Source organism: Neisseria sp. HMSC03D10, assembly GCF_001807625.1.
Lineage (GTDB): Bacteria > Pseudomonadota > Gammaproteobacteria > Burkholderiales > Neisseriaceae > Neisseria > Neisseria mucosa.
Genome location: NZ_KV789486.1, coordinates 4131 through 29489, shown reverse-complemented (window position 1 = coordinate 29489; position 25359 = coordinate 4131). Strand labels below are relative to the sequence as shown.

22 protein-coding genes and 2 pseudogenes are annotated in these 25359 nt (G+C 50.5%); 9 read left to right on the top strand and 15 right to left on the bottom strand.

The window, feature by feature from the left end:
- Positions 1 to 202: 202 nt before the first annotated feature.
- Positions 203 to 2260 carry a polyphosphate kinase 1 gene (ppk1, locus tag HMPREF3066_RS00695; protein WP_070439806.1) on the bottom strand — a complete coding sequence of 686 codons (2058 nt, stop codon included), beginning with the start codon at positions 2258 to 2260 and terminating at the stop codon, positions 203 to 205.
- A 374-nt stretch (positions 2261 to 2634) separates the two neighbouring features.
- The gene (locus HMPREF3066_RS00690) at positions 2635 to 4311 is read right to left on the bottom strand and encodes a formate--tetrahydrofolate ligase (protein ID WP_070439805.1); all 1677 of its coding nucleotides are present in this window, start codon (positions 4309 to 4311) and stop codon (positions 2635 to 2637) included.
- Between the two features lie 234 nt (positions 4312 to 4545).
- Here HMPREF3066_RS00690 and HMPREF3066_RS00685 point away from each other — a divergent pair, with 234 nt between their 5' ends.
- From HMPREF3066_RS00685 to HMPREF3066_RS13700, 6 genes and pseudogenes are all read left to right on the top strand, one after another.
- The gene (locus tag HMPREF3066_RS00685) at positions 4546 to 5301 is read left to right on the top strand and encodes a class I SAM-dependent methyltransferase (RefSeq protein WP_070321045.1); all 756 of its coding nucleotides are present in this window, start codon (positions 4546 to 4548) and stop codon (positions 5299 to 5301) included.
- Between the two features lie 562 nt (positions 5302 to 5863).
- Positions 5864 to 6325, top strand: a complete 462-nt coding sequence (accB, locus tag HMPREF3066_RS00680) for an acetyl-CoA carboxylase biotin carboxyl carrier protein (RefSeq protein WP_003766308.1) — start codon at positions 5864 to 5866, stop codon at positions 6323 to 6325.
- 70 nt (positions 6326 to 6395) lie between these two features.
- Positions 6396 to 6586: pseudogene (locus HMPREF3066_RS00675) on the top strand (YqaE/Pmp3 family membrane protein).
- 35 nt (positions 6587 to 6621) lie between these two features.
- Positions 6622 to 7983 carry an acetyl-CoA carboxylase biotin carboxylase subunit gene (accC, locus tag HMPREF3066_RS00670; protein WP_003757186.1) on the top strand — a complete coding sequence of 454 codons (1362 nt, stop codon included), beginning with the start codon at positions 6622 to 6624 and terminating at the stop codon, positions 7981 to 7983.
- A gap of 312 nt (positions 7984 to 8295) precedes the next feature.
- Positions 8296 to 9183 (top strand): 50S ribosomal protein L11 methyltransferase, encoded by an 888-nt coding sequence (prmA, locus tag HMPREF3066_RS00665; protein WP_060974547.1) that lies wholly within the window; start codon positions 8296 to 8298, stop codon positions 9181 to 9183.
- Between the two features lie 114 nt (positions 9184 to 9297).
- A pseudogene (locus HMPREF3066_RS13700) lies at positions 9298 to 9506 on the top strand (hypothetical protein); the annotation flags it as partial.
- Here HMPREF3066_RS13700 and HMPREF3066_RS00660 read toward each other — a convergent pair.
- The 11 genes from HMPREF3066_RS00660 to HMPREF3066_RS00610 all read right to left on the bottom strand — a co-directional run bounded on the left by HMPREF3066_RS00660 (position 9451) and on the right by HMPREF3066_RS00610 (position 18602).
- On the bottom strand, positions 9451 to 10074 hold the full coding sequence (locus tag HMPREF3066_RS00660) for a nuclease-related domain-containing protein (RefSeq protein ID WP_045074110.1): 624 nt from the start codon (positions 10072 to 10074) through the stop codon (positions 9451 to 9453). The pseudogene HMPREF3066_RS13700 and the gene HMPREF3066_RS00660 overlap by 56 nt on opposite strands.
- 508 nt (positions 10075 to 10582) lie before the next feature.
- Positions 10583 to 11008, bottom strand: coding sequence for a F0F1 ATP synthase subunit epsilon (locus tag HMPREF3066_RS00655; RefSeq protein ID WP_003741652.1), 426 nt, complete (start codon positions 11006 to 11008; stop codon positions 10583 to 10585).
- 10 nt (positions 11009 to 11018) lie between these two features.
- Positions 11019 to 12416, bottom strand: a complete 1398-nt coding sequence (gene atpD / locus HMPREF3066_RS00650) for a F0F1 ATP synthase subunit beta (protein ID WP_003760432.1) — start codon at positions 12414 to 12416, stop codon at positions 11019 to 11021.
- Positions 12417 to 12454: 38 nt separating this feature from the next.
- Positions 12455 to 13330, bottom strand: coding sequence for a F0F1 ATP synthase subunit gamma (gene atpG, locus HMPREF3066_RS00645; RefSeq protein WP_003780079.1), 876 nt, complete (start codon positions 13328 to 13330; stop codon positions 12455 to 12457).
- A 24-nt stretch (positions 13331 to 13354) separates the two neighbouring features.
- Positions 13355 to 14902, bottom strand: coding sequence for a F0F1 ATP synthase subunit alpha (gene atpA, locus HMPREF3066_RS00640; RefSeq protein ID WP_003760437.1), 1548 nt, complete (start codon positions 14900 to 14902; stop codon positions 13355 to 13357).
- Positions 14903 to 14912: 10 nt separating this feature from the next.
- On the bottom strand, positions 14913 to 15446 hold the full coding sequence (locus HMPREF3066_RS00635; RefSeq protein WP_060974683.1) for a F0F1 ATP synthase subunit delta: 534 nt from the start codon (positions 15444 to 15446) through the stop codon (positions 14913 to 14915).
- Between the two features lie 4 nt (positions 15447 to 15450).
- Entirely contained in the window at positions 15451 to 15921 is a 471-nt protein-coding gene (locus HMPREF3066_RS00630; protein ID WP_003760441.1) for a F0F1 ATP synthase subunit B, read from the bottom strand.
- Positions 15922 to 15992: 71 nt separating this feature from the next.
- Positions 15993 to 16226: a F0F1 ATP synthase subunit C gene (gene atpE, locus HMPREF3066_RS00625; protein ID WP_003760443.1), complete on the bottom strand. Its 234-nt coding sequence runs from the start codon at positions 16224 to 16226 to the stop codon at positions 15993 to 15995.
- 51 nt (positions 16227 to 16277) lie between these two features.
- The gene (gene atpB, locus HMPREF3066_RS00620) at positions 16278 to 17144 is read right to left on the bottom strand and encodes a F0F1 ATP synthase subunit A (RefSeq protein WP_045074102.1); all 867 of its coding nucleotides are present in this window, start codon (positions 17142 to 17144) and stop codon (positions 16278 to 16280) included.
- Positions 17134 to 17487 (bottom strand): ATP synthase subunit I, encoded by a 354-nt coding sequence (locus HMPREF3066_RS00615; protein WP_045074100.1) that lies wholly within the window; start codon positions 17485 to 17487, stop codon positions 17134 to 17136. Before HMPREF3066_RS00615 ends, atpB begins: the two co-directional genes overlap by 11 nt.
- Positions 17488 to 17744: 257 nt before the next feature.
- Positions 17745 to 18602: a ParB/RepB/Spo0J family partition protein gene (locus HMPREF3066_RS00610; RefSeq protein WP_039409549.1), complete on the bottom strand. Its 858-nt coding sequence runs from the start codon at positions 18600 to 18602 to the stop codon at positions 17745 to 17747.
- Positions 18603 to 18756: 154 nt separating this feature from the next.
- Here HMPREF3066_RS00610 and HMPREF3066_RS00605 point away from each other — a divergent pair, with 154 nt between their 5' ends.
- Positions 18757 to 19326, top strand: a complete 570-nt coding sequence (locus tag HMPREF3066_RS00605) for a hypothetical protein (RefSeq protein ID WP_070439804.1) — start codon at positions 18757 to 18759, stop codon at positions 19324 to 19326.
- 113 nt (positions 19327 to 19439) lie between these two features.
- On the opposite strand, the gene groL is transcribed toward HMPREF3066_RS00605, so the two are convergent.
- A complete protein-coding gene (gene groL / locus HMPREF3066_RS00600) occupies positions 19440 to 21074 on the bottom strand; it encodes a chaperonin GroEL (RefSeq protein WP_003744506.1) in 1635 nt (544 codons plus the stop codon).
- Positions 21075 to 21179: 105 nt separating this feature from the next.
- Complete coding sequence (locus HMPREF3066_RS00595) at positions 21180 to 21467, bottom strand: co-chaperone GroES (protein ID WP_002218094.1); 288 nt, start codon at positions 21465 to 21467, stop codon at positions 21180 to 21182.
- Positions 21468 to 21891: 424 nt separating this feature from the next.
- Here HMPREF3066_RS00595 and fetA point away from each other — a divergent pair, with 424 nt between their 5' ends.
- Both fetA and HMPREF3066_RS00585 read left to right on the top strand, forming a co-directional pair.
- Positions 21892 to 24060: a TonB-dependent siderophore receptor FetA/FrpB gene (gene fetA, locus HMPREF3066_RS00590; protein ID WP_070439803.1), complete on the top strand. Its 2169-nt coding sequence runs from the start codon at positions 21892 to 21894 to the stop codon at positions 24058 to 24060.
- Positions 24061 to 24272: 212 nt separating this feature from the next.
- On the top strand, positions 24273 to 25235 hold the full coding sequence (locus HMPREF3066_RS00585) for a siderophore ABC transporter substrate-binding protein (protein ID WP_039409533.1): 963 nt from the start codon (positions 24273 to 24275) through the stop codon (positions 25233 to 25235).
- The last annotated feature ends 124 nt before the right edge of the window (positions 25236 to 25359 follow it).

Here is a 25359-nt window from a genome sequence, read left to right as displayed (position 1 = left end):
TGTCCTGATTTAAATTTAATCCACTATACTTTCAAGTCATCTAAAAACAGGTTACAAAGATAAAAGGTCGTCTGAAATACAAAATCAGTCCGCATTTGGGCGAAACTGTGTTTTCAGACGACCTATTGTGCAATAACCAAATCAATATACAAAAAGCCGTCTGAAATCAATCTTTCAGACGACCTTTTGTGTTGCTTAAGCGTTAACGCCCGTACATTTCCCACAAGCTTTCTTGCAGGCTGAAGGCGGGTTCGCCGTTTTCGGGTTGGGCGCGGGTGTAGCTGCCGTCGGGCTGCATCAGCCATGCGCGGGTGTTGTCTTGCAGCGCCATTTCGATGCCTTCGCGGATGACGCGGGCTTTGAGTTCTGGCGTGGTGATGGGGGTTGCGACTTCGATGCGGCGGAAGAAGTTGCGCCCCATCCAGTCGGCACTGGAGATGAAGGTGTCGTCCGCGCCGTTGTTGTGGAAGCAGTAAACGCGCGAGTGTTCGAGCTGTCTGCCGATAATGGAGCGGACGCGGATGTTTTCGGACAGGCCTTTGACACCGGGGCGCAGGGTACACATGCCGCGCACAATGAGGTCAATTTGTACGCCTGCGCTGCTGGCGCGGTAGAGGGCGTCGATGACGCTCGGTTCAATCAGCGAATTCATTTTGGCGCGGATGCGGGCGGGTTTGCCTGCTTTGGCGTGTTGGATTTCGCGCTCGATGCGGTCGATGACCATTTTATGCAGGGTGAACGGACTTTGGTAGAGCTTGTTCAGACGACCCGGTTTGCCCAAGCCTGTGATTTCCATAAAGAGGGTGTTCACGTCGGCGGTGATTTGGTCGTCGGCGGTGATGATGCCGAAGTCGGTGTAGATGCGCGATGTGCCTTGGTGGTAATTGCCGGTGCCGAGGTGGGCGTAGCGTTTGAGCGCGCCGTTTTCGCGGCGGATGACGAGTGCCATTTTGGCGTGGATTTTGTAGCCGAATACGCCGTAAACGACGTGTGCGCCTGCGTTTTCAAGCTGTTGCGCCCAGTTGACGTTGTTGGCTTCGTCAAAACGCGCCATGAGTTCGACGACGACGGTTACTTGTTTGCCGGCAAGGGCGGCTTTCATCAGGGCGCGGACGAGTTCGGAATTGCTGCCTGTGCGGTAGATGGTCATTTTGACGGCAAGGACGGCCGGGTCGGCGGCGGCTTCGCGTATCATTTGGACGACCGGGTCGAAGGACTGATACGGATGATGCAGCAGGATGGGTGACTGTTTCGCCAGTTTGAAAATAGAGCCGTTCTTGCGCAATGCTTTCAGACGACCTGCTCCGCGTGCGGGAAACTTGAGGTCGGGACGATCAACCAAATCGGGCACGGCATTAAGGCGCACGAGGTTGACCGGGCCTTTGACTTGGTAAAGTTCGGCGGGGGTGAGTTTGAACTGGGCGAGCAGGAAGTCGTGGATGTGGGGCGGGCAGGTGTCGGCGACTTCGAGACGCACGCCGTCGCCGTATTCACGGTCGTGCAATTCGTTTTGAATGGCGGCGCGCAGGTTTTTGAGGTCTTCTTCATCGACGGTCAGGTCGCTGTCGCGGGTGAGGCGGAACTGGTGGCAGCCTTTGACCGTCATGCCGGGGAAGAGTTTGCCGACGTGGGCGTGCAGGATGGAGGAGAGGAAGACGAAGCCGCTGCCGCCTTCGCACAATTCGGCGGGCAGGGGGACGACGCGCGGCAGGATGCGCGGGGCTTGCACAATCGCCATACCGGAAGGGCGGCCGAATGCGTCCGTACCTTCAAGCTCGACGGCGAAGTTGAGCGATTTGTTCAGCGGGCGCGGGAAGGGGTGCGACGGGTCGAGTCCGATGGGGGTGAGGATGGGCAGCAGCTCGGCATCGAAATACTGCTCAATCCATTTTTGCTGTCCTTGCGTCCAGTTGCGGCGGCGGTAAAAATGGATGCCTTGTTTGCCCAGTTCGGGCTGCAAGACTTCGTTGAACAGGCGGTATTGCTCCTGTATTAGCGCGTGTGCTTCGGCGGCGACGGCAGCGATGGTTTCAGACGGCGTGGTGCCGTTGTCCAAACGCTCGTGCGGATTCATTTTTTGCGCACGTTTGAGCCATGCCATGCGTACCTCGAAAAATTCGTCGAGATTGGAAGAGACGATGCACAAAAACCGCAAACGTTCCAAAAGCGGTACGTTTTCATCCTGCGCCTGCGCCAAAACGCGGCGATTGAAAGCGAGCAGGCTTAGTTCGCGGCAGAGGATGCGGTTTTGTTCGGGCATGGTGTTCTCCTGAAGCGGGTGGGTCGGACAGTTAATTGGGAAGTATAACGCGTTTCGGACGGGCGGGGCAGTGGTGCGGGATGGGCGGGCGGTTGGCAGGGCGGGAGGTCGTCTGAAAAGGTAGATTCACTATAAAAACAAACGTATTTACAAAAGCAGAATTAAGATAAAAAACCATAAAAATAGTCGTCTGAAAATGAATTTGCGAGTTTGTTCTATCGTTTCAGACGACTATTTTCATCAGAGGAAGATTCGCGGGCGAAGCCCACGCTACGGGTCGTCGCGGTTGAGTTTAAACCGTTTCAAATAATATAAGGTCGTCTGAAACCCGTTTTCAGACGACCTTTGTCGTTTTACTTCACTGCCGATTCAAATCAGAACAAGCCGTGGATCACGCCGTCTGCGTCCACGTCGATTTTCTCGGCGGCGGGAACTTTAGGCAGGCCGGGCATTTTCATCATGTTGCCGCACAGGGCGACGATGAAACCTGCGCCCGCGGAAACGGTGATGCCGCGCACGGTGATGCGGAAGCCTTCGGGGCAGCCCAAGAGTTTGGCGTTGTCGCTGAGGGAATATTGGGTTTTCGCCATGCAGACGGGCATTTTGTCCAAGCCCAGTTTTTCCAGCGAGGCGATTTCGGCGGATGCTTCTGCGCTGAAATCGACGTCTTCCGCGCCGTACACTTTTTGGGCGATGGCGCGGATTTTGTCTTTGATGCTCAATTCGACATCGTAGGCGAAGCCGAAGTTATTGGGTTGGTTGTCGATGGCGTTGACGACTTTGCGCGCCAAATCCGCGCCGCCCGCGCCGCCTTTGCCCCACACTTCGGTCAGGGAAACTTCGACGCCGTGTTCGGCGCAGGCTTTTTCAATCATTGCCAACTCGGCATCGGAGTCGGACACGAAGCGGTTGATGGCGACGACGACGGGCAGGCCGAATACGTTTTTCAGGTTGGAAATGTGTTTCAGCAGGTTGGGCAAACCTTTTGCCAAGGCTTCGAGGTTTTCTTCGCCAAGATTGGCACGCTCCACGCCGCCGTTGTATTTCAAAGCGCGGACGGTGGCGACGACAACAGCCGCATCAGGTTTCAAATCCGCCAGACGGCATTTGATGTCGCAGAATTTTTCCGCGCCCAAATCCGCGCCGAAGCCTGCTTCGGTAACTGCATAGTCGGCAAGGTGTTTCGCCAAACGGGTGGCGGTAACGGAGTTACAGCCGTGGGCGATGTTGGCGAACGGGCCGCCGTGTACGAAGGCGGGCGTGCCTTCGATGGTTTGCACCAAGTTGGGCTTGATGGCGTCTTTAAGCAATGCCGCCATCGCGCCGTGGGCTTTCAAATCTTTGGCGTAAACGGGGCTGCCGTCTTTGGCGTAGGCGACGAGGATGTTGCCCAAACGCTCTTTCAAATCGCTGATGTCTTTGGCAAGGCAGAATACCGCCATGACTTCGGAGGCGACGGTGATGTCGAAGCCGTCGGGACGAATCACGCCGTCAACAGGTTTGCCCATGCCGTCGATGATGTTGCGCAACTGGCGGTCGTTCATATCGACCACGCGCCGCCACAGCACGCGTTTGGGGTCGATGTTCAAGTCGTTGCCTTGGTAGATATGGTTGTCGAGCATGGCGGCGAGCAAGTTATTCGCCGCGCCGATGGCGTGGAAGTCGCCGGTGAAGTGCAGGTTGATGTCTTCCATCGGCAAAACTTGGGCATAGCCGCCGCCTGCCGCACCACCTTTAACGCCGAACACAGGCCCCAAAGAAGGTTCGCGCAGGGCGATAACAGAATCTTTGCCGATGTGGCGCAACGCGTCCGCCAAACCGATGGTCACGGTGGTTTTGCCTTCGCCCGCCGGAGTCGGGTTGATGGCGGTAACCAAAATCAGACGGCCTTGTTTTTGCGGCAGTTTGAACGCTTCGGCAGGATTGATTTTGGCTTTGTAATGGCCGTAGGGTTCGATATTGTCCACGTTCAAACCCAGCTTGGCGGCAATTTCGCCAATCGGACGCATGGCGGAAGATTGGGCGATTTCGGCATCGGTTTTGAAGCTCATGATTTTCCTTTACTGAATGGAGAAGAAAAAGAAGAAGGTCGTCTGAAACCGGCAAACCACCGCTCCGACAGACGCTGGAATATGAAGAGTATTCAGTCTATTATAACGTTATCTGCGGGCACGCCGCAGTGAAAAATTCGATAGTTCAATAAAAATACAGTTCATATTGTTGACAATTCATAATCAAAGGTCGTCTGAAAAATGTCTGTCCCAAAAGATTTGCACACCCACACCATACCCGCCGTCTATTTTTCCGACACCGCCACCGAACACGCCCGCCGTTTGGCGCAGAAATTCGACCTCCCTACCCTGCCCTGCCCGCCCGACAGTGGCGAATACCTGCTTGCCGATGCGGAGGGCGTCAGCTTGTGCCGCGCGGGGGAAAAGGGGCGCGTCCGCGTCGACTTCGGCGGCGGCGCAGCCCAATACCGGCGCACCAAAGGCGGCGGCGAGCTGATTGCCAAAGCGGTCAACCACACAACCAAACCGACCGTCTGGGATGGCACCGGCGGACTCGGGCGCGACAGTTTCGTCCTCGCCTCGCTCGGTTTGAACGTCCACACTTTCGAGCAGCATCCCGCCGTTGCCTGCCTGCTTGCCGACGGCCTCGAACGCGCGCTGCAAGCGCCTGAAATTCAAGACATCGCCCGCCGCATGACTTTCCATTATGGCAACGCCGTCGAATTGATGCGCGAACTCGCCGCACAATCGCGCCCCGACATTGTCTATCTCGACCCCATGTACCCCGAACGCCAAAAGTCCGCCGCCGTCAAAAAGGAAATGGCGTATTTCCACAGCGTCGTCGGTGCCGCCCAAGAAGAAGCCGAGCTGCTTGCCACCGCCCGCGCCGTCGCCAAAAAACGTGTCGTCGTCAAACGCCCGCGCCTCGGCGAATTTCTCAACGGCGAAAAACCCGCCTACCAATACACGGGCAAAAGCACCCGCTTCGATGTGTACTTGCCCGATCATCCGGTTAAAGACGGGGAATAATTCAAAACGCGAAAAGGTCGTCTGAAAATCAGTTTTCAGACGACCTTTTACCAACGTGACCATAAATCTCTGACCGCACAAACTGTAGCCATTCATTTCCGCATAAGCCAAAAGCCAGAAGGCCAGTCAGGTTACAACCCAATCCATCGCTCCTTTCATAAAAAATTCTCGCCCTTAAATCCTCATTAATATCAAAAAGTCGTCTGAAAGCAGGCAAAATGGTTTATCGGCATCCCGGCCTGAATTTTCAGACGACCTTTTCCCTTCATAAACCAACAAATTAGAATAAACACTCGTTGAAAAAATACGCATTCGGACGAATTTTCCGAATTTGCCCGTTTTGTTCAAAAACCGCCTTTTTTCGAGATTTTGCTAGACATTTGTCGGCAAGTTCGGGAAAATAGTCAAATTCATTTACAGGGTTTCTGCTCCTGCGAATGCCCTTTATGCAACCCAATACCGTCCGGCTTGCGCCGTTGCCGCAGGCCGGTTGTTTTCTGAAATATCACGCAACAAACACGGCCGCTTCACGACATTTGGGCCGTATCGTAAAGGAACGAAAATGGATTTGCGCAAATTAAAAAAACTGATTGATTTAGTAGAAGAATCAGGTATCGCCGAAATCGAAGTGACCGAAGGAGAGGAAAAAGTCCGCATCACCCGCGCCACCGCCGCTCCGGCCCCCGTTTATGCCGCGCCCGCCCAAGTAGCGGTGCCTGCCCCTGCACCCGCCGCCGCGCCTGCCGCCGCAGCAGCCCCCGCTCCCGCAGCCCCAGCCGCCCGCGACCTGTCCAACGCGCAAAAATCGCCTATGGTCGGTACGTTCTACCGCGCGCCCGGCCCGAATGCCGCCTCCTTCGTCGAAGTCGGTCAGCAAGTCAAAGCCGGCGATACGCTGTGTATCATCGAAGCGATGAAGTTGATGAACGAAATCGAAGCCGAGAAATCCGGCACGGTTAAAGAAATTCTGGTGGAAAACGGTACGCCTGTGGAATTTGGCGAGCCGCTCTTCATCATCGAATAATCCGTTTTCAGACGACCTTCCGGATTGCGGAGAGGTCGTCTGAAATGCTTTCCAACTCAGGATTTCCACCATGCGCCTGCTGTTAGCCACTTCCTGCCCTTCGCCGTATTCTTCACCATCGGCCGTCCGATTGCGGGCATCATCTGTCTGATTCTCCAATTCACCTTAATCGGCTGGATTCCTGCCGCCATGTGGGCGGTGTACGCGTTGAGCCAATACAAGACCGATGAAAAAATCCGTAATGCGTTGGGCAAAAGGTAACAAGCAGGTCGTCTGAAACCACAGGAAAGGTCATCATGCTGAAAAAAGTATTAATCGCCAACCGAGGCGAAATCGCGCTGCGCGTCCTGCGTGCCTGCCGTGAAATGGGCATCGCCACCGTCGCCGTGCATTCCGAAGCCGACAAAGACAGTCTGCACGTCAAACTTGCCGACGAATCCGTGTGCATCGGCCCTGCCGCTTCCGCACAAAGCTATCTCAATATCCCCGCCATCATCGCCGCCGCAGAAGTTACCGGCGCGGATGCCATCCACCCGGGCTACGGCTTCCTTGCCGAAAACGCCAATTTTGCCGAACAGGTCGAACAATCCGGCTTCATCTTCATCGGCCCCAAAGCCGAAACCATCCGCCTGATGGGCGACAAAGTTTCCGCCAAACACGCGATGATTGAAGCGGGCGTACCTTGCGTTCCCGGTTCGGACGGCGCCCTGTCCGACGATCCCGCCGAAATCCTCAAAACTGCCGACAAAGTCGGTTATCCCGTGATTATCAAAGCATCGGGCGGCGGCGGCGGACGCGGTATGCGCGTGGTCGAGAAAAAAGAAGACCTCATCAAATCCGTCGAAATGACCAAAGCCGAAGCAGGCGCGGCGTTCGGCAACCCGATGGTCTATATGGAACGCTACCTGCAACGCCCGCGCCACGTCGAAATCCAAGTGCTTGCCGACGAACACGGCAACGCTATCTACCTCGCCGAGCGCGATTGTTCCATGCAGCGGCGCCACCAAAAAGTCATCGAAGAAGCACCCGCTCCCTTCATCGACGAAAAAGCCCGCGAAAAAATCGGCAAAGCCTGTACCGACGCCTGCAAACGTATCGGCTACCGCGGCGCAGGTACGTTTGAATTCCTGTATGAAAACGGCGAATTTTTCTTTATCGAAATGAACACCCGCGTCCAAGTCGAACACCCCGTTACCGAGCTGATTACCGGCGTAGACATCGTACAGGAACAAATCCGCATTGCCGGCGGCCTGCCTTTGCAATACAAGCAAAAAGACATCCACATCGAAGGCCATGCTTTCGAGTGCCGCATCAATGCCGAAGACCCGTACAACTTCATCCCCAGCCCAGGCCTGATTGAAAGCTGCCACCTGCCCGGCGGCTTCGGTATCCGCGTGGACAGCCACATTTACCAAGGCTACCGCATCCCGCCGTACTACGACAGCCTGATCGGTAAAGTCTGCGTCATCGGCAAAACCCGCGAGCAGGCAATGGCAAAAATGCGCGTCGCCCTCGCCGAGCTTGCCGTAACCGGCATCAAAACCAATACCCCGCTGCACCGCGATTTGTTCAGCGACCCCGGTTTTGAAAAAGGCGGCGTCAGCATCCACTATCTGGAACACTGGCTGGAAGAACGCAAAGCCAAACAGGACAAATAAAACCGTCCCGTTTGTATAGTCGAAGGTCGTCTGAAAAACCATATGGCTTTCAGACGACCTTTTTTCAGACAGGTTGAAACCTGATTTCGGGTGTACATCAGCGATTGCCGACAAGCCTATAATTATGACTGAGTAAGCCTGTCCACCGCCATTTCACGCAAGAAAAAAACGTGTTCAGGCAGAAAAACGATTCAATTTAAAACAAACACCGCTGTTACGCCCATAGTCCAAATATATATACCGCAAACGACCAACATCGCGTATTTGACCACCATTTCCTAATTTCAGACGACCCCACCGAGAAAGCCCACCATGTCCTATCAACAAATCACCATCAACGTTAATGACGCCGTTGCCGAACGCCTCGCCGATGCCCTGATGGAACACGGCGCACTCTCCGCCGCCATCGAAGACGCCTACGCAGGCACCGAAAACGAACAAGCCATCTTCGGCGAACCCGGTATGCCGACCGAACAAATCTGGCAGCAAAGCAAAGTCATCGCCCTGTTCGGCGAAAACGACGATGCCGCAGCCATGATTCAAGCCGCCAGCCAAGCATGCGGGTTGAAAGACTTGGCATACACCAGCGAAATCCTTGCCGACCAAGACTGGGTGCGCCTGACCCAAGCGCAGTTCGACCCCATCCAAATTTCCGAGCGCCTGTGGATTACCCCCTCTTGGCACGAAGCGCCCAACAGCAACGCCGTCAACCTCCAGCTCGACCCCGGCCTAGCCTTCGGAACAGGCAGTCATCCGACCACCCGCCTTTGCCTCAAGTGGCTGGACACACAACTCAAAGGCGGCGAAAGCGTCCTCGACTACGGCTGCGGCTCCGGCATCCTGACCATCGCCGCCCTCAAGCTCGGCGCAGGTTCTGCCGTCGGCGTCGATATTGACGAACAAGCCATCCGCGCCAGCAAGGACAACGCCGCACAAAACAACATCGATGCACAGTTCTACCTGCCCGACGGTTTGCCGCAAGGGCAATTCGACATCGTCGTTGCCAACATCCTCGCCAACCCCCTGCGCATGCTCGGCGAAATGCTCGCCGCCCGCACCAAACAAGGCGGCCGCATCGTGTTGTCCGGTCTGCTGGACGAGCAAGTCGAAGAACTCAGCGGCATTTACCGCCAATGGTTCGACATCGAACCCGCCGAAATCGACGAAGGCTGGGCAAGGCTCAGTGGCGTCAAACGCTGATAACGATACGCTCAAACAAAAGGTCGTCTGAAAACCGCTTCAGGTTTCAGACGACCTTTTATGTTCAACCTATAATTTCAAAAACTGCTGTATTACCTACAAATTTTCTGTTGATTAAATTTAAATCAGGACAAGGCGACGAAGCCGCAGACAGTACAGATAGTACGGAACCGATTCACCTGGTGCTTCAGCACCTTAGAGAATCGTTCTCTTTGGGCCAAGGCGAGGCAACGCCGTACTGGTTTAAAGTTAATCCACTATACTTTATTAAGCATGTGATCGAGAACCATTTTGACCAAACACATTATCAAATTCATTACTCTCTAAAATTTCTTTGATTTCAGCAACTTTGTCGTCATTTAAAACGACTTCGCTATATTGTGCAATGTATTCATTGAATTCTGTAGATTCAATGACATTATCCGGCATCATAGTTTGGAATTGGCAATTTCCCGAAAATACGACAACCGAGTAAAACAAACGCGGGCTTAAATCAAGCTGCCGCACTAAAGCTTGGATATAGCGTTGATTCTGTGCCAATGGATTAGGGAAAAGCATCTTGGTTCTATGGAATTTCTGCGTCCACATCCCATCTCCGTTATCCCCCCAAATACGGCCTTGGTAATTCGGTGTAGATACGATAAAAATACCGAATCGTGAAACGTAAACATAATCAATTTGTTCATGTGTTCCTGAAATACGTATATCAAGATGACGGAAAACATGATATGAATTTTCATCCAAGTAGCATTGAGCACGCACATTAACAGCAAAACGGCTGATAAACCGTTTTACTGAATCTTGCTTACTGACAAGCGCAGCCAAAATCAGTATCAGGCTATATCCCGCCATACCTGATACACCATCCCCAAATATGAAATCAAAGTTCATGACAAATTATCCGCAATATGAAATATTTATTTTTTTTCGCAATAGGTTACACATTAATTTATGATAATGTATTTTAAAATTATAACCCAATTAGCATTTTTTACAATAAAAATACCGTTTATGCAAAATAAAAACCTCTTGTCTATAAATTTTGTTGTTTTTTGATTCCAAATAAAATAGCAATCCTCCTAAATAGCCAAACTTTATTCATTATTGGAATAGGCAATAGGTGTCCTTAAAAACAAAAAAGTCGTCTTAAATACATTCAGACGATATTAAAACAACTTTAAAATGCGATAGATCCTTACCAAAATATTTGCTTTATCCTATAAAAACCGTATTCAGTAAACAACCTTTATTGCCGAATCAGAAAAGTAAAATTATGCGCAATAAAGGAATCATTTAAAACTTTTCTATACCATTCGTTACCTAAGATTCTGCCCTGCTAAAAATCATTTATCATAAAAAAGCACGGTAATCAACCGTGCTTTTTGTAAAGCAAATCTGCTTATTTGTTTTTGTGCGAACGAAGATAATCCAAGGTTTTGAGCTGGGCAATAGCTGCGGCCAAGGCTTTGTGTGCTTCAGCCAGCGATTTATCGTCTTTGGCTTGAGAAATGCCGGTTTCCGCCGCCTTCTTGGCAGCTTCCGCGCGCTCCCGATCCATCTCGGAACTGCGTACGGCAACATCCGCCAACACAGTAAGTTGGTTGGGCTGCACTTCCAGCACTCCGCCGGACACGGCAACAAGCACTTCTTCGGCTTCGCCCGGCACGGTCAAACGCAATGCACCGGGACGTACCAAACTCATAATCGGCTCGTGTCGCGGATAAATACCGAGCTCACCTTGAACAGTCGGAACCACTACAAAACTGGCTTCGCCTGAATAGATGTTCTGCTCGCTACTTACCACTTCAACTCGCATGATGCTCATGCCGACCTCCTTAGTTTAAGGTTTTCGCTTTCTCGACCGCTTCTTCGATACCGCCTACCATGTAGAAAGCTTGTTCAGGCAGATGGTCGTATTCACCGTTCAAGATAGCTTTAAAGCCGGCAATGGTGTCACGCAGCGATACATATTTGCCGGGAGAGCCGGTAAATACTTCGGCAACGTGGAACGGTTGCGACAGGAAGCGTTGGATCTTACGCGCACGCATCACGGTCAGTTTATCTTCGTCTGACAATTCGTCCATACCCAGAATGGCAATAATATCGCGCAATTCTTTGTATTTTTGCAGGGTAGATTGTACGCCACGGGCTACGTCATAGTGTTCTTGACCCAATACCATCGGATCCAGTTGGCGCGAAGTGGAATCGAGCGGGTCAACTGCGGGGTAAATACCCAAGGAGGCAATATCACGGCTCAATACGACAGTAGCGTCCAAGTGGGCAAACGTCGTTGCAGGAGACGGGTCAGTCAAGTCATCCGCAGGTACATATACGGCTTGAATGGAAGTAATGGAGCCTGTTTGGGTAGAGGTAATACGCTCTTGCAAACGACCCATTTCTTCAGCCAATGTCGGTTGGTAACCTACTGCTGAAGGCATACGGCCCAACAATGCGGATACTTCGGTACCGGCCAGGGTGTAACGGTAGATATTGTCCACGAAGAACAATACGTCACGGCCTTTGCCGCTTTCGTCTTTTTCATCACGGAAGTATTCGGCCATCGTCAAACCGGTCAAGGCTACACGCAGACGGTTGCCCGGAGGTTCGTTCATCTGACCGTAAACCATCGCCACTTTGTCCAATACGTTGGAATCTTTCATCTCGTGGTAGAAATCATTACCTTCACGGGTACGCTCACCCACGCCTGCGAACACGGACAAACCGCTATGTGCTTTGGCGATGTTGTTAATCAATTCCATCATGTTGACGGTTTTACCCACACCGGCACCACCGAACAGACCTACTTTACCGCCTTTGGCAAACGGACACAGTAAGTCAATCACTTTAATGCCGGTTTCCAACAGCTCAGTAGTCGCAGACAGTTCATCAAATTTCGGAGCTGTCTGATGGATAGCACGGTGTTTGTCGGTATCAATCGGACCTGCTTCATCAACAGGCGTCCCTAATACATCGACAATACGTCCCAAAGTGCCTTTACCTACCGGTACTGTAATCGGCGCACCTGTATTGCTTACAGTCATGCCGCGTTTTAAACCATCCGAACTACCCATTGCAATAGTACGGACTACGCCGTCACCCAGAAGCTGTTGCACTTCCAAAGTCAGGCCGTTTGCATCCAATTTCAGGGCGTCGTAAACACGCGGAATGGCATCACGTGGGAACTCCACGTCAACTACCGCACCAATAATTTGTACGATTTTGCCTTGGCTCATTATCGTATCCTAATTTCCTGTTCAGGTTTCAGACGACATTAAACTGCCGCCGCACCTGCTACAATTTCTGACAATTCCGTGGTAATCGCAGCTTGACGCGATTTGTTATATACCAAACGCAACTCTTTAATGGCATTGCCTGCATTGTCGGTGGCTGCTTTCATTGCCACCATACGCGCAGCTTGCTCAGATGCCATATTGTCACTCAATGCTTGGTAAACCACAGACTCTAAATAGCGGCGAACCAGATATTCCAACACAGCGACAGGACTTGGCTCATAACGGTATTCCCAACTGAATGAAGAATAACTCTCCTCGTCTTCTATCACATTTTCGCCGATAGGCAGCAGAACCTCCAATCGTGGTTCTTGACGCATGGTATTCACAAAACACGAATACACCAGATGTATTTTATCTAACTCATGCTTCTCGTAACGTTGGAAGATTTCAGTCAATGGACCAAGCAGCAATTCCATTCTTGGGGTATCACCCAAATTAATCGCACTGGCAATAACGTTCAAACCGATGTTTTGACAAGCTGCCAAACCTTTACTACCTAAACAGACGACATCAACTTCAATGCCTTGTTCTTGGTATTCTTGGACTTGCGCTAAGAATTTCTTCAAAACATTCGCGTTCAAACCACCGCAAAGACCTTTATCAGAGGTGATTAAAATGAAACCTACCCGACGTGTTTCACGATGAGGTGCCAATAATTTAATACCGTGATCTTCATGGGTTCGCGCCAAATGACTCATAACTGTCCGTACTTTTTCGGCATACGGACGCGCCAAGCGCATCCGTTCCTGAGTCTTCCGCATTTTAGAGGTTGACACCATCTGCATCGCTTTAGTGATCTTTTGGGTATTTTGAACACTACGGATTTTGGTGAGAATCTCTTTTCCGACTGCCATTTCAGACTCCTTTCATTTCAGCTCTTAGGCTTGGTAAGCATAAGAAGATTTGAAAGAATTCATGGCTTCGGTCAATGCTTTTTCGCTTTCATCGGACATCGCACCTGATGCGTTGATTGCTTCTAAAACACCAGGATGCTGAGTGCGTACAAAGCTCAAAAATTCCGCTTCGAAAGCCAATGCCTTGGATACCGGTACATCTTCGTAAGAACCATTATTAATGGCCCACAAGGTCAAAGCCATTTCAGCTGTATCCAAAGTGCTGAATTGTTTTTGCTTCATCAATTCAGTAACCACTTCACCGTGTTGCAGCTGTTTGCGTGTAGCTTCATCCAAATCGGAAGCAAATTGCGAGAAGGCTGCCAACTCACGATATTGGGCAAGTGCCAAACGGATACCGCCACCCAGTTTTTTAATTACTTTGGTTTGCGCAGCACCACCTACGCGCGATACCGAAATACCGGCATTAATCGCAGGACGGATACCGGCGTTAAACAAGTCGGTTTCCAAGAAAATCTGACCGTCGGTAATCGAAATTACGTTTGTCGGTACGAATGCAGAGACGTCGCCGGCTTGCGTTTCAATAATCGGCAATGCAGTCAGAGAGCCTGTTTTGCCCTTCACTTCGCCATTAGTCAGTTTTTCAACTTCGTGCTCATTTACACGGGCAGCACGCTCCAACAAGCGGGAGTGCAGATAGAAAACGTCGCCAGGATATGCTTCACGACCGGGAGGACGGCGCAGCAACAGGGAAATTTGACGGTAAGCAACAGCTTGTTTGGACAAGTCATCATATACAATCAATGCGTCTTCACCGCGGTCGCGGAAAAACTCGCCCATCGTACAACCTGCATAAGGTGCAATATATTGCAGAGCCGCAGCTTCAGATGCAGTCGCCGCAACCACAATAGTGTGTTCCATTGCGCCATGCTCTTCCAATTTTCGTACTACATTGGCAATAGAAGATGCTTTTTGACCGATTGCAACATAAATACAGATAACGCCCGTACCTTTTTGGTTGACAATAGCATCCAATGCTACGGCTGTTTTACCTGTTTGACGGTCACCAATGATCAGCTCACGTTGACCGCGACCAATCGGAACCATTGAGTCAATGGCCTTCAGACCGGTTTGCATAGGCTGGTCAACTGATTTACGGGCAATTACACCCGGTGCAATTTTTTCGATTGGCGCTGTGGAAGATGTGTTGATCGGGCCTTTGCCATCAATCGGGCGACCCAGCGCATCTACAACGCGACCAACCAACTCACGGCCGACAGGTACTTCCAAAATACGGCCGGTACAAGTAACTGTGTCGCCTTCTTTAATATGTTCGTATTCACCCAACACTACGGCGCCGACGGAGTCGCGCTCCAAGTTCATCGCCAAACCGAAAGTGTTACCCGGGAATTCGAGCATCTCACCTTGCATTGCGTCTGACAAGCCATGAATACGAACAATACCGTCTGTTACAGAAATAACCGTACCACGGGTACGTACTTCTGTATTTCCAGACAGATTTTCAATTTTAGCTTTAATCAAATCGCTAATTTCAGCAGGATTAAGCTGCATGAAAACTCTCCTAATTTGTCATAGTCGCATACAGGGCATTCAATTTACCCTGCACCGACAAATCCAAGACCTGGTCACCCACTTCAACTTTGACACCGCCAATTAATTCAGGCGCGACTTCAGTTGTAATCTGCAACTTACTGTCAAAGCGTTTTTTCAATATTTCAGCCAACTCAGCCAATTGATCTTCAGTCAATGGATAAGCACTGTAAATCACAGCGGACTTAGTATGATTGAATGACAAGGTTAAAGCTTGATATTGAGCATAGACTTCAGGCAATACAGGCAAACGTTTTTGCTCTGCCAGAACAGTAATGAAATTCTTCAATTCATCACTTTTTAATTCAACGAGTTCGGCAAGTACATTTACCTTTTCAGAAGTATTGATTTCAGGTTGCTCAAGAAAAGAAATCACTTTCTGATTTTGAACAACCGCGGCTAATTCTTCCAGTCCGCCCAACCAAGACTCAATTTGGTTTTTTTCCTGCGCCAGATTAAACAATGCTTTCGCATAAGGTCTGGCAATCGTTGCGAACTCAGCCATAAGATTACAGCTCCTGTTTTAAAGCACTGAGCAGCTGCGCATGTTTTGAAGTATCTACTTCACTGCGCAAAATAGACTCTGCACCTTTAACCGCCAATGCAGCAACCTGTTCACGCAAAACTTCGCGTGCACGATTCATTTCTTGCTGGGCATCAGCTTTAGCTTGTGCTGTAATCCGCACTGCCTCGACAGTAGCTTGCTCTTTCGCTTCTTCTACGATTTTGGCGGCACGTTTTTCGGCGTTTGCTACCATTTCGGAAACTTGGTTACGCCCTTCAGCCAAGAGTTCTGCAACTTTCTTCTCTGCCTGTTCAAAATCGCTCTTACCGCGCTCGGCAGCAGCCAAGCCTTCGGCAATTTTTGCGGCACGCTCATCCAATGCTTTTGCGATTGGCGGCCACACGAATTTCATGGTAAACCAAACCAAACCGAAAAAGACGATGATTTGAGCGAATAAGGTTGCATTAATATTCACGTTAGTTAACCTTCGTACTAGTGTTAATCAAACAGACCGAAGTCTGTACCTAGACGGATCACGCCGTTTGATTATGCACCAAATGGTTTAACGAAGGCGAACAATAGTGCAATAGCCACACCAATCAGGAATGCGGCATCAATCAGACCAGCAATCAGGAACAATTTAGTTTGCAGCGGACCAATCAATTCAGGTTGACGAGCAGAAGACTCCAGATATTTGGAACCGACCATTGCGATACCGATAGAGGCACCCAATGCACCCAATGCTACGATCAAACCACATGCAATTGCTACCAAACCCATTTTTTACTCCTTGAGAAAACAAAGAAAGTTAATGAAAAACTACCTAATAAATTAATGTGCATCATGAGCTTGTCCGATATAGACAAACGCCAAGGCCATAAAGATAAATGCCTGCAGGGTAATCACCAAGATATGGAAAATCGCCCATGCCAATCCGGCAAGGATGTGGAAACCAAACAGAATCGGATCCAACACTTCAACGCTTCCAGATGTCGCCCAAGCGCCACCCAGCAAAGCAATCAGAAGGAACACCAGCTCGCCGGCATACATGTTACCGAACAACCGCATACCGTGAGAAACTGTTTTAGAGAGAAATTCGACCAGATTCAAAAGGAAGTTGGCGGGAGCAAGTTTGGCGCCGAACGGAGCGCTGAACAACTCATGAATCCAACCACGGATACCTTTGATTTTGATATTGTAATAAATACAAATCACCAAGACACCGATAGCCAACGCTAATGTGGTATTCAAATCTGCGGTCGGTACAATACGCAACAATGCATGATGGTTACCGGTAATGTTTTGCCATAGCCACGGGAACAAATCGACCGGCAGCATATCCATGGCATTCATCAGGAAAATCCATACAAACAGCGTCAAGCCTAACGGAGCAATGGCTTTTCGAGATTGCTCGTTGTGAATAATGCTTTTGCACATATCATCCACAAACTCAAACAAAATCTCGACGGCAGCCTGAAAACGCCCCGGCACACCCGCCGTCGCCTTCTTAGCCCCACGCAAAAGTAGGAAACTTCCGATTACACCCAACAATACAGAGAAAAATATTGCATCAATATTAATAAAAGAAAAATCAGCAATATTATCCAAGCCTTGTCCCTTAGCGACATCGGAAAGGCTGGTCAAACTTTGCAAGTGGTGCGTGATGTAATCAGTAGCAGTAATTTTGTCACCTGCCATAATGCTTCACTCTCAACAATACTAAAAAAACGAAATGGCTGACACCGAGCAATCCGAACAAGAACGGAAAGAATATCAAAGACTGATGCCAAACTGCGAATACGGCAAGCATCATCACCAGCGACAGCACTACTTTTAAAATTTCCCCGATAATGAACGCTTTACCATGATACAAAGGGTTGCGCTTGGAAAATTTTAAAAGTAAAACTGCGATAGAAGACGGGACTAAATAACAAACTCCCCCTGCGACAGAAGACCAAAATCCATCCACACCCGCAAAAACAGCACTTAATACAGAAATAATTAATAAAACAATGATTTGATAAACTAAAATCTGATTCATGCAAAATTAGGGGGTACAACGGAAATGGTCAAGCGATGCTAGAATATAATGAAGAAGCCTGCACACGTCAAGAGATAGTTAACCTTTGTGAAATAACACCAGCCACATTTAACAACGTATGTAATTTTTTATTCTATCACAAATTACATTAAATTACAGCCATTATCCAGTAATTCTATTTCAATAAAAAAGTCATCTGAAAACTGGAGAAGACGTTTTCAGATGGCCTTAATTTTAAATTTTCCGCACAACCTAATTCACATCTGATAATCGATGCCCAGCTGTTTCAGCAGATATTCAAATGTTTCCGGCGTATCAAAGTGGAGGACGATTTTGCCTTTTTTGTGATTGGTGGTTTTGACTTCCGCGTTAACGCCCAGCCTTTCGGTCAACACGTCGTTCAGACGACGTATATCGGGGCTGATGGTTTTTTTGATTTCCTGTTTGGTTTGATGGGCGATTTGGCTGCGGCGTTCGACTTCGCGCACCGACCAACCGTTTTTTACTGCTTTTTGCGCCAACTCAAGCTGCTCGACCACGGGCAGGGTCAGCAGGGCGCGGGCGTGTCCCATTTCAAGATGGCGGTGGTAGAGCATTTCTTGGACCGGCTCGGGCAGGCTCAACAGGCGCAGGCTGTTGGAAATGGCGCTGCGGCTTTTGCCGACCGCCTTGGCGATGGTTTCATGAGTCAGCCCGAACTCGTCGGCGAGGCGTTTCAAACCTTGCGCTTCTTCAATCGGGTTTAAGTTTTCGCGTTGCAGGTTTTCAATCAAACCCATTGCCAGCGCAGTCTCGTCGCTGATGGTTTTGATGACGACCGGAATCTCGGTCAGTCCGGCGAGTTGGGATGCGCGCCAGCGGCGTTCGCCGGCAATCAATTCGTATTGGGAAAGGCCGTGTTCGCGCACGATGACAGGCTGGATAACGCCTTGCGCCTTAATCGAATCCGCCAGCTCCTGCAAGGCTTCGTCGTCCATCTGTACCCGCGCCTGATAGCGGCCGGGTTGGATGTCGTTGATGGCGACGGTAGTCAGGCGGTCGCTGCTGCTGTTGTCCACGCCGTTGGAAATCAGGGAATCTAAACCGCGGCCCAAACCGCCTTTTGCTTTTGCCATATTGAATCCTTTTCAGACGACCTTCCATAAAGCGCGTATTCTAGCGGATATTCGCAGGTGGCGACAATTCATATCACACCGTCTGTATTTATCAGACCGTATATTTTCAGCTAAAATCCAGCCTTCTATTTTTTATCGAACCACTCGTCATTCAATGCTTTATTCTTTTCTTACCGATATGTGGGATATTCTGCGTCTGCGCTATAAAAATCCTGCTGATTATTTCTATACGCTGCCTGTCATTTTGGCGATTTTGCTGCTGTTGGGCATGATTAATGCGGCAGATATGTCGACCTTGCTCGGCGTCAGCACTGCCGCCGCCGTCTTTGGCGTGTTGGTTACCGTTATAAAGTGGCTGATTTTGAGCCGTGTGATGCGTCATGTTTTGAGCAGAAACGGCGCGCCACGCCTGCCTTTATGGGGATTCATCTTGGCATCGGAAGCTTTGATGATTCCGGCGCTGCTTGTGTTTTACGTCCCGCAGATTACGCCGCTGCTGATGTTGTGGAAGACTTGGGCGTTTTGGGCGCAGGCTGTCGGCTTGATGAAGATGGGGCAGGTTAAAGTTTGGACGGTATTCAAAGGTTATCTTTTGTACTTCTGCTGCATGGTTCTGATTATAGGGATTTTTATACAGCTGTTTACACTGGCTGGCTGGTTCGATAAAGCAACGCTAATGCAAAACTTTAATGCGTTAACGGCTGCTATGGAGCAGGCGAGATAAGCTAGGGGTCGTCTGAAAATTCACCCTTCTCGTTTTCAGACGACCTTCTTTCAAAGAAAAAACCTGCACGGTTGTCCGTGCAGGTTTTTGTTTGCGCTCAGGTTTGGGCAACCTTACATCATGCCGCCCATTCCACCCATGCCGCCCATGTCAGGCATAGCTGGTTTTTCTTCAGGGATTTCGGCAATCATGCAGTCGGTCGTCAGCATCAGGCCGGCGATAGACGCGGCGTGTTGCAGCGCGGAACGGGTTACTTTGGCGGGGTCGAGTACGCCCATTTCGATCATGTCGCCGTATTCGCCGGAACCTGCGTTGTAACCGTAGTTGCCTTTGCCTTCCAGTACTTTGTTCACGACTACGCTAGGCTCACCGCCTGCGTTGGCAACGATTTGGCGCAGCGGAGACTCAACGGCGCGCAAGACGATTTGTACGCCTGCGTCTTGGTCGGCATTGCCGGTGTGCAGGTTTTCCAGAGCGGCACGGGCGCGCAACAGGGCTACGCCGCCGCCGGCAACCACGCCTTCTTCAACGGCTGCGCGGGTAGCGTGCAGCGCGTCTTCCACGCGGTCTTTTTTCTCTTTCATTTCGACTTCGGTAGCGGCACCGACTTTGATTACTGCCACGCCGCCTGCCAGTTTGGCAACGCGCTCTTGCAGTTTTTCTTTGTCGTAATCGCTGGTTGCGGTTTCGATTTGTTGGCGGATTTCGGCAACACGCGCTTCGATTTGGGCAGCGTCGCCGAAGCCGTCGATGATGGTGGTGTTTTCTTTACCGATTTCGATGCGTTTGGCTTGACCCAAGTCTTCCAAAGTGGCTTTTTCCAAAGACAGGCCGACTTCTTCGGCAATCACGGTGCCGCCGGTCAGGATGGCGATGTCTTGCAACATGGCTTTGCGGCGGTCGCCGAAGCCCGGGGCTTTAACGGCAACGGTTTTCAGGATGCCGCGGATGTTGTTCACAACCAAAGTCGCCAAGGCTTCGCCTTCTACGTCTTCAGCAATAATCAACAGCGGACGGCTGGCTTTTGCCACTTGTTCCAAAACAGGCAGCAGGTCGCGGATGTTGCTGATTTTTTTGTCGAACAACAATACAAAAGGATTGTCCAGCGCAGCGATTTGTTTTTCTGCGTCGTTAATGAAGTAAGGGGACAGGTAGCCGCGGTCGAACTGCATACCTTCGACGACATCCAATTCGTTTTCCAAAGATTTGCCGTCTTCAACGGTAATCACACCTTCTTTGCCGACTTTTTCCATCGCTTCGGCAATAATCGCGCCGACTTGTTCGTCAGAGTTGGCGGAAATCGAGCCGACTTGGGCGATTTCTTTGGAAGTGTCGCAAGGTTTGGCGATGTTTTTCAGCTCTTCAACCAAAGCGGCGACAGCTTTGTCGATACCGCGTTTCAGGTCGGTCGGGTTCATGCCGGCGGTAACGTATTTCATGCCTTCGGCTACGATGGCTTGCGCCAGTACGGTGGCGGTAGTGGTACCGTCGCCCGCTACGTCGTTGGTTTTGGACGCGACTTCTTTCACCATTTGCGCGCCCATGTTTTCGAATTTGTCTTTCAATTCGATTTCTTTAGCGACGGTAACGCCGTCTTTGGTGATGTGCGGGCCGCCGAATGCGCGGTCAACCACTACGTTGCGGCCTTTAGGGCCCAAGGTTACGCGGACGGCGTTTGCCAGAGTGTTCACGCCGCTGACCATTTTTTGGCGGACTTCGTTACCGAACTGTACGTCTTTTGCTGCCATATTTTGATTCTCCTAATTTATTTAATACATTTGATTCTGTCTGAGGTCGTCTGAAAACCTTGTATGCCTTTTCAGACGACCTGTCGTTTTGAATGCACGGAATGCTTATTCCACAATCCCGAAAATGTCTTCTTCGCGCATCACCAACAGCTCTTCGCCGTCGGCTTTAACGGTTTGACCGCTGTATTTGCCGAAAATGATTTTGTCGCCGACTTTGACATCCAGCGGACGGCGCGCGCCGTCTTTACCGATTTTACCCGCACCCACGGCGATCACTTCGCCCATGTCGGGTTTTTCAGCGGCTGCGCCCGGCAAGACGATGCCTGATGCGGTTTTCTCTTCAGCTTCCAAGCGTTTGACGACGACGCGGTCGTGTAAAGGACGGATGGTCATGTTTTATGCTCCGATAAATAGTTTGAAAACAATCATCTGCCTTCATCCGGCAGATGCGGTTTGAAAAAGAAGGCGGCAAGTTTGTCAACAAACTTACCTTAACACAGCGGCAAATTAGGGTTTGTCCCGATAAATTCAAGGGAAGAAGTAAAAATTTTCTATGCGGGGTCGTCTGAAAACAGACATGACAAGTTGCGCACCATTCCTGCCTACTTTCAATGCTGATCAAGCAGACAGACATTTTCAGACGACCTTTTACAGACGGCGGGCTTCACATACTTCAATCAACAAAAAACCAAACATTATTGGCGCAAAACTATGCACACCTTTACAAAATAATATCCTACCTTTAAAATAAATAAAAATTATTATTAATAAATAATTTATCGATTAACTGAAACTTATCCAACAGAAGGAAATTTCCATGACTTCACCCCTGTTCCGCTTCAGCCTGCTTTCAATGGCACTCGCCGCCGGTTTTGCCCACGCGGAAAACGAAGCGAAAGAAAGCGTTACCCTTGATACCGTTACCGTAAAAGGCGACCGCCAAGGCAGCAAGGTCAAAACTAATATCGTCACCCTTCGTCAAAAAGACGAAAGCACATCAACCGATTTGCGCGAATTGTTAAAAGAAGAACCTGCCATCGATTTCGGCGGCGGTAACGGCACATCCCAACACATGACCTTGCGCGGCATGGGTCAGAACTCTGTCGACATCAAGGTGGACAACGCCTATTCCGACAGCCAAATCCTTTACCACCAAGGCAGATTTATTATCGATCCCGCTTTGGTTAAAGTCGTTTCCGTACAAAAAGGCGCGGGTTCCGCCTCTGCCGGTATCGGCGCAACCAACGGCGCGATCATCGCCAAAACCGTCGATGCCCAAGACCTGCTCAAAGGCTTGGATAAAAACTGGGGCGTGCGCCTCAGCAGCGGCTATGCCTCTAATGACGGCGTAAACTACGGCGCAAGCGTATTCGGAAAAGAGGGCAACTTCGACGGTTTGTTCTCTTACAACCGCAACGATGAAAAAGAGTACGAAGCAGGTAAAGGCTACAAAAGTCCCAACGGCGGCAAAACCGTACCTTACAGCGCACTGGACAAACGCAGCTACCTGGCCAAAATCGGAACAACCTTCGGCGACGGCGACCACCGCATCGTGTTGAGCCACATGAAAGACCAGCACCGGGGCATCCGTACTGTGCGTGAAGAGTTTACAATCTTCGAGTCCGACCCTGCAAAAGACAGGCAGAAACCCTCATACCGTGAAACTACCCAATCCAACACCAACTTGGAGTACACGGGTAAAAACCTGGGCTTTGTCGAAAAACTGAACGCCAACGCCTATGTGTTGGAAAACGAACGCTATTCCGCCGATGACAGCGGCAGCGGTTACGCAGGCAATGTGGTCGGCCCTAACCATACCCGAATCGCCACTCGTGGTGCGAACTTCAACTTCGACAGCCGCCTTGCCGAACAAACCCTGTTGAAATACGGTATCAACTACCGCCATCAGGAAATCGAGCCGCAAGCGTTTTTGAACAACGAATTTAAGATCTCCGGTAAGAAACCAGACCCCAAAGATCCTAAAAAAGAAATAGATAAGACCGATGAAGAAAAAGCGAAAGACAAGAAAGTTATGGATCTTGTCCATTCCTACAAACTGTCCAACCCGACCAAAACCGATACCGGCGCGTATATCGAAGCCATTCACGAAATTAACGGCTTTACCCTGACCGGCGGACTGCGTTACGACCGCTTCAAGGTGAAAACCCATGACGGCAAAACCGTTTCAAGCAGCAGCCTTAACCCGAGTTTCGGCGTGATTTGGCAGCCGCACGAACACTGGAGCTTCAGCGCAAGCCACAACTACGCCAGCCGCAGCCCGCGCCTGTATGACGCGCTGCAAACCCACGGCAAGCGCGGCATCATCTCGATTGCCGACGGCACCAAAGCCGAACGCGCGCGCAATACCGAAATCGGTTTCAACTACAACGACGGCACGTTTGCCGCAAACGGCAGCTACTTCTGGCAGACCATCAAAGACGCGCTTGCCAATCCGCAAAACCGCCACGACTCTGTCGCCATCCGTGAAGCCGTCAATGCCGGCTACATCAAAAACCACGGTTACGAATTGGGCGCGTCCTACCGCACCGGCGGCTTGACTGCCAAAGTCGGCGTAAGCCACAGCAAACCGCGTTTTTACGATACACACAAAGATAAATTGTTAAGCGCGAACCCCGAGTTTGGCGCACAAACCGGCCGCACTTGGACGGCTTCCCTTGCCTACCGCTTCCAAAATCCGAATCTGGAAATCGGCTGGCGCGGACGCTATGTTCAAAAAGCCGTGGGTTCGATATTGGTGGCAGGTCAAAAAGGTCGCGACGGCAAACTGGAAAACGTTGTACGCCAAGGTTTCGGTGTGAACGATGTCTTCGCCAACTGGAAACCATTGGGCAAAGACACGCTCAATATCAATCTTTCAGTTAACAACGTGTTCAACAAGTTCTACTATCCGCACAGTCAACGCTGGACCAATACCCTACCAGGTACCGGACGTGATGTACGCTTGGGCGTGAACTACCGCTTCTAAAAAGAGCGGGTAAAATACGGGCAGGTCGTCTGAAGCAGCGTCGGTTTTCAGACGACCTGCCCGTCAATCGGATTTCTCAATCTGGCATTTTCCAAACCTTTTTTGACAACGGCAGGATTGGAACAGGTATTTGATGCGAGCATCCGCTTTGCGGATTTTCAGACAGCCCCTCCATATTACCTGCCCGAACCTGACAACGGAGAAATTATTCTATGTTACGTTTAACTGCTTTAGCCGTATGCTGCGCCCTTGCTTTGGGCGCGTGTTCGCCGAAAGATTCCGCTTCAAACCAAAACGCCCAAACCGCTTCCGCAGCCCAAACCGAAGGCGCGGGTTTGACCGTCAAAACGACGCGCGGCGATGCGAAAGTGCCGCAAAATCCCGAACGTATCGCCGTTTATGACTTGGGTATGCTCGATACTTTAAGCAAATTGGGCGTGAAAACCGGTTTGTCCGTCGATATAAAAAACCGGCTGCCTTATTTGGACGAATATTTCAAAACGACAAAACCTGCCGGTACGCTGTTCGAGCCGGATTACGAAGCGCTTAACGCCTACAAACCGCAGCTCATCATCATCGGCAGCCGCGCAGCCAAAGCGTTTGACAAGCTGAACGCTATTGCGCCGACCATCGAGATGACCGCCGATACCGCCAACCTCAAAGAAAGTGCCAAAGAGCGTATCGACGCGCTGGCGCAAATCTTCGGCAAACAGGCGGAAGCCGACAAGCTGAAGGCGGAAATCGACGCGTCTTTTGAAGCCGCGAAAACTGCCGCGCAAGGTAAAGGCAAAGGTTTGGTGATTCTGGTCAACGGTGGGAAAATGTCCGCCTTCGGCCCGTCTTCACGACTGGGCGGCTGGCTGCACAAAGACATCGGCGTTCCGGCCGTTGACGAAGCCATCAAAGAAGGCAGCCACGGTCAGCCCGTCAGCTTCGAATACCTGAAAGAGAAAAATCCCGACTGGCTGTTTGTCCTTGACAGGGGCGCTGCCATCGGCGAAGAAGGACAGGCGGCGAAAGACGTGTTGAACAATCCGCTGGTCGCCGAAACAACCGCATGGAAAAAAGGACAGGTGGTTTACCTCGTTCCCGAAACCTACTTGGCGGCGGGCGGCGCGCAAGAATTGCTGAACGCTTCCAAACAGGTTACCGACGCGTTTAAGGCTGCGAAGTAATTTGATTTGATTAAAAAAAGGTCGTCTGAAACCACAAATCAGGGTTTCAGACGACCTTTCTCTATACGCCATCCCTCCATCCAAATATCCGTATTATAGTGGATTAACTTTAAACCAGTACGAC